The sequence below is a fragment of the Frankia nepalensis genome (assembly GCF_016786325.1).
In the GTDB taxonomy this organism is placed as follows: Bacteria; Actinomycetota; Actinomycetes; order Frankiales; family Frankiaceae; genus Pseudofrankia; species Pseudofrankia nepalensis.
Window position 1 is genome coordinate 1 of the sequence record NZ_JADWYU010000308.1, and the last position, 1,194, is coordinate 1,194.

1 rRNA gene is annotated in these 1,194 nt (G+C 70.2%); it reads left to right on the forward strand.

The features are described 5' to 3' along the window. Positions 1 to 72 (forward strand): 5S ribosomal RNA (gene rrf / locus I6A81_RS46550); the annotation flags it as partial. Positions 73 to 1,194 lie beyond the last annotated feature (1,122 nt).

Consider the following 1,194-nt stretch of genomic DNA (forward strand, 5'->3'; position numbering starts at 1 on the left):
CCGGAAGCTAAGTTCTCCAGCGCCGATGGTACTGCCCGGGAGGCCGGGTGGGAGAGTAGGTCGCCGCCGAAGCTACATGTTGACGACGGGCTCGTCGTCCCCGGAGAGGGGTATCCCCTCTCCGCGCGGGACGACGAGCCCGCCGCCATTTCCCCTGCTTTTCGTCCCACCCAGGCCCCGCGGCCAGCTGGCGTGTCACCCTTCCGCCCCGGCCCGCCACCGCGGGTGGCAGAACGCACCGCCCTGACCCGGGACACGCCCCGGACGGCTCCTCGCCACACCCACCAGGCATCCACTCAGCCGCTCCCCTGGGCCCACACGGCAGGACCAGACACCGGCCACCAACTGACCAGCAACACCCCACGCCACACCTCACCGGCAGGCCAGGCCTCAAGGACCCCCGCCGAATCGGGCCACCAACGGCCTCGTGCGACGACGAGCCCGAAGGCATCTCCACCCCCTGGACCCGCGGCCAGCGGGTATCCGAGCACCACACCCTGGCCCACACCCGCCCCCATACCGCCGGTGGTCCGACAGCGCCACCCTCCGCGTATCCAACGCGAACCCGCCCGCGCCACCCCGACCGTAGGCCGCACCAGGCCGGACCAGGGGATCCAGTCATTCCCCATGGCCGCGAATCCGACCCTTGCGCCACCACGCGGTATGACCCGACACCGTTGACCAACACGTCGCCAGGTGCGACCAGGCCATGCCGCGCTACCCGTGCCGAGTCGGACCGCAAGCGCCCCCACCAGTCCCGTCTGAAGGTTCGATCCGGGTCGGCGTACAGGAGACAGCGCCCTCGAAGATGACCCTCCTCCCATGGCAGACGCACTCACAGGCCCCTGACCTGTGAATACTGATCTCCAAGGCCAAGGGTGCCGACCGGATCACTGATGAGACAAATGGCCGCGTGCGAGGCGCCATCGGAGAGGGCCGGCTGACCATCGGCCGGTTCACCACGACAAGGCCCCTCGCAGGTCGACGACGCCAGGCCCGCCGAACGCCATAGGCCAGCCGTAGGGCCTGATCCCCAGCGGCTACAACCTCTCGCATTTCCCTCACGCACGGCGTCACATCCCCCGCCACGCCGCCGAGGGCGCCCCAGCGCCCGAAGGCGTTCTGCCGCGCGCTGTGGATCTCCGCGTTCTGCCGCGCGCTGTGGATCTCCGCGTTCTGCCGCGCGCTGTGGAT